General features: G+C 35.5%; 2 protein-coding genes. One reads left to right on the top strand and one right to left on the bottom strand.

The annotated features are described in order from the left end of the window. On the bottom strand, nt 1-1,873 hold a 1,873-nt coding region (locus ABWO41_RS15605), incomplete at its 3' end, for a GumC family protein (protein WP_353140042.1). Nucleotides 1,874-2,066: 193 nt separating this feature from the next. On the opposite strand from ABWO41_RS15605, the gene ABWO41_RS15600 reads away from it, so the two are divergent. After that, nucleotides 2,067-3,947 (top strand): acyltransferase family protein, encoded by a 1,881-nt coding sequence (locus ABWO41_RS15600; protein WP_353140040.1) that lies wholly within the window; start codon nt 2,067-2,069, stop codon nt 3,945-3,947. Nucleotides 3,948-4,632 lie beyond the last annotated feature (685 nt).

The raw sequence follows: 4,632 nt of genomic DNA, 5'->3' as shown, positions 1-4,632 counted from the left end.
ATTCCAATACTTTAGGTGATCTGATATCAGCTCCAATTAACACCACTTTCTTTCCAGATTGCGCAATTATACTAGCGAGATTTGTTGCCAAAAATGATTTCCCCTCACCTGATATCGTACTAGTCACATAGATGACTTTTCCGTTCTGTTTTGCTGCCCCCAACATAAAAGCGATATTTGTCCTGAGGATTCGCAATGATTCGGCGAGTGACGTCCTAGAGTTTTCCTGAACGATTTTTTCATCGACCTTTGGCACCTGTCCAAGTATAGGAGCCCCGATAAGTTCTTCAAGATCCTTTTTAGAATGAATTCTATTATCGAGTAAAAATTTAAGATAAAGTAAGCCAAAAGGTATAATAAGACCAAGTGCCAGAGATCCCATTAACACATATAGTTTCCTTGGGGCAACCGGTATGGTATATCCGTAAGCATAATCCACCACCTTTAAATTGGCTGGTGTGGCCGAAGAGTTTATCTCATTTTCCTCCCGCTTTTGGAGTAAAAATAGATATATAGACTCCACAACTTTTTGCTGCCGGGAAATATCACGGAATTCCAACTCCTGATTTGGAAACTTGGACAACTTTCCAGTCAGGTTTTGTTTTTGGGTTTCCAGGCTATTGATGTTCACCTCAATACCCTTTTTTAAATTATCTAGGGAAATCAAAAGATTATCTTTCAACATAGATAGATTTCTTTCTACATTGATCAGTACAGGACTCTCAGATGTACTCGAGCGTAAAAGATCCGATCGCTCCAATACCAGCTCATTATACGATTTGATAAGGTTTTGAACAGTTAAGTCTGTCAGACCAATATTGGAAGGTAAGAGTGCAAAAGCTTCTTTTGTTGAAGATTCACGTACTATTTCCGATAGATAGAGCTGAGTTTGATACTCCATCAATTTCCGCTCTTGATCAGAAGCATCTTTCATCAGCAATTGCGTTTGCGCCTGAATATCAGCCAATTCGTTATTCCCTTTAAAGTTAGCGATTCGAGAATCAGCGGCTTTAAGATCTCTATTGATCAGCTCTAATCTTGAATTGATAAAGGCGGAAGTATTGCGGAATATGGTCTCCTTATCATAGCTGCGATCCTGATCATAGTGGTCAATCAGTGAATTGAGGATCATTTCCCCTTTTGCCGGAGAACTGGTTTCAGTAGACATTCGAATGGCGAAAGATTGTTCTTTAGAATTCGATTCAATATTTACCATTCCCTGAAGGATATTTACAGCAAAATCCTTTGGGAGCACTTGAATTCTGATTTCACCGGTCCAATCTGGTACCAGACCAGTGGATAGTAGAGAGATAGGGCCGATAGGGGAGGCAATTTTCTGCCCCATCATATAGTTCCTTTTTTCCGTTACCTCATCCTGTATCTGATAACCATCTTGGGTCTTGCTCACGTTGATTTCATAGATCACACTATCCAGTCTTGAGTGCTCAGGCTCCAAGATTAATAACTGTATAGGACTTTGGGATTTTAAAAGTTCACTTTCACGGAGTTTCCCCTTGATAAAATAACTTACATTTAACTCATTAGCGTCTACCACTTTCCTAAGGATCCGCCTAGAGCGTAATATCTGTGTCTGGTCGTTTACATAAGCAGCCGAAGAAGAGGTTCTTCCGGCAAGGTTGGCCAATTCAGCCAAACCGGCCATTTCTCCAGAAGCCTGCTTCTCGTCCTGTAAAAGAATCATCGCCTGGGTATAGTATACTTTTTGTGCATACCGAAGATATAATACACCAAAAAATAAAGATATAAGGATAAACATCAAAAAAAGTTTCCAGTGATGCAGGTACAGGTCAATTTGCTGTTTAAGGTGGGTTGTTTTCGTTTCCTGATTGCTTGGGCTAGTAAAATTATTCATAATAGAGTTAATGACACTTGGTATATCTTAATCTAAGCACAATTATACAGTTAAAAATTTAGACTTATATCTATTCGATATTAAAAAAAACAAAAAATTATTTTATAGAAAATTTCTGTTAAGCTTGAAGCGCAGTGAACTTTTTATTCTTTTGACCAATAAAATCAAGTATATTAGCTTTTAACCAAGGATAATGCTTACCTGTACCAAATATTACCGTAACGATCTAGATTTGCTGCGCGCATTGGCCATTATAGCTGTTGTGGGTTACCATTTACAGATTCCATATTTTATCAACGGGTATGTGGGAGTTGATATATTCTTTGTGCTCTCAGGCTTTTTGATGACCATTAACATTTTTTCCCGCTTGAAAGTTGACCGCTTTAACTTGTTTTCTTTTTATCAAAGTAGAGCCAGAAGAATTCTTCCGGTGTACTTTTCGGTGTTATTGACCTTTTTGATACTTTTATTCTTTTTTTTTAACATCAAACTCTATGAATATAGTCTCTCAGCTGCAAGCAGTGCCTTATTTACATCCAATTTTTATTATTACTTATTATCCGGATATTTCCAGCCTAAATCGGAACTTAATTTATTACTTCATACCTGGTCACTTTCGGTAGAAATTCAGTTTTATCTCATTTGCCCACCTATCTTAATTTTGCTTCATAAATGCCATACAACGGTAATGAAAAACATCAGATGGTTGCTATTCATTTTGATATTCATTGGATGTATGTGGATGCTACACGGAAAGGACCAAGCTTTAAATTTCTATATGCTGCCCTCTAGATTATGGGAATTCCTTGCTGGGGGATTTATATTTGCTCTTGGTGGGAAATACAGTCCTAATTTTTCTGAAAGGATAACTCATCTAATAGGTGTCATTTTTTTATCTCTAATTATTTTACTTATCACCGGGGTTATCCCGCTTGAAAAGTTGTCGTGGCCAAACTCTGGGACCCTGCTCCTTGTACTTTTGACCTGCTCGTTCATTTTTCTTTACCACAACAGAAATTTTCCAAGGTTTTCCTTGATTAGGTATTTAGCGCGACGATCCTATGGCATTTACCTTTGGCATTGGCCTCTTATTGTCCTGTCAAAATATTTAGGTACGAATCCTGACAATTTACACAAACTTATAGTTTTATCAATAGGTTTGATTTTAGCGGAACTAAGCTATAGATTGATCGAAAAGAAAACTGTCCAATGGTCAGGCAGAAAACTGCTAGCTATCTCAGCAACTTCTATAATTATCATCTGTTTATTCGTACTTTCACTAAAAAAGGATAAAGCTCCATTAAGAAAAAACCATACATTGGAACAATTCTACCTTTCTTATCCCAGAAATAATACCGCGGAACAATTTGGTTTTAAAAACGGACATTTGAGATACAACGAAAAGTTTTCGCAATTCTCCAGACCATCCTTAGCTTCTCGTGCAAAGGGTGGCCAAAATTATCTATTAATCGGAGATTGTTATGCTGCTATGTTTGCCGGTACCATTCGAGAAATGGCTAAGGAGAAAAACATCAATTTAATTCAAATAACGGCCGATGAAGTTTTTCCAAGCAAAGAGGCTATCAGTAAATATCAAGGTCCAAAAGAACTAATGAACTGGGTATTCAACGATTTTATCCCCGGTTCACATCAAGAAATACACAAAATTATACTTATGTCGAATTATGCAGGATATGGCAAAAAGCAACTCAAAGAGCAAATTGAATTAAATAATCAATATTTTTCTGTTTTCAATATCCCAGTAATTTATATCGGTCAGACCGAGCAATACAACATTGAGGTTCCAGTGGCCATATGGTTAGAAAACAGGTATTCCTTGAACATTCAAGATCGTGTTATCACAATGCGAAAAGTTGTCAATGATTATATGAAATCAATAATTTCTCAAGGAAAATATATAGATATATATCTTTTATCATCAATACAACAGTCAAATGGCAGATCTTCCTACATATATGATACAGAGCATTTCAGTACTTTTGGCACCAAACAATATAAACATTATTTGGAAGAAATATTTAAAACACAAACTGATTATCAACACATTAACTAAGATGCACCTTTTTTCAATTTTCCTTAACTCGCAATTCAATAAAAAATAAGGCCCTACCAACAAGGGTAAGGCCTATTAACCAAGTGTTCATAATCCTCTAAGGAAAATGAATGGACAAATATAATAATGCGATTAGAAACAGGGATATTTTACTTAAAAAACATAGCTAAACAGCTACAAAAAAATAGCCTTAAATCAAATAATTAATTAGTATTACCCTGGTTATTAACACAATAAAAAAAACAATTAACTTTCCATATATGTAACAATCTTGCTGATGGACGTGTCTAATGTTACAGCAAAATGACTTTTATCTTCAAGAACTCATTTAAAATCTGTAAATCAGGTGAATATAAATACTACAGCTATAGTCCTAATCGAAAGCCTAACAGTATGATTCTTTCGGCTGACTTTTTTAGTAAAAAAAGAAACCTTTATAATCTGTTCATATTCGTAATATATAGATCGAAAAAGCGAATATGGAGAGATTGCATCATTATAATATAAATGGTCTAGAAAGCTATATTCTTTTTAGCCATTTCTTATCAAGAAAAATACTTTAATCTCATCGAGTAACCATTTCAGGTACCTCTGCTATTTTTTTTAACATAATTTCAAACTTCTCGATTACCATAGTCTTATCCCTTTCTTCAAGATGATAAGATCTTAGACACATAGATCTTGG

Origin of the sequence: Pseudopedobacter sp., assembly GCF_040392825.1 — a bacterium.
In the GTDB taxonomy this organism is placed as follows: Bacteria; Bacteroidota; Bacteroidia; order Sphingobacteriales; family Sphingobacteriaceae; genus Pseudopedobacter.
The sequence above is the reverse complement of the archived record's forward strand: the minus strand, read 5'-3'. Positions and strand labels throughout refer to the sequence as shown.

What these genes read in the sequence shown, in the direction of transcription:
- ABWO41_RS15600 (WP_353140040.1), top strand. Translation starts at nt 2,067, where the DNA reads ATGCTTACCTGTACCAAATATTACCGTAACGATCTAGATTTGCTGCGC.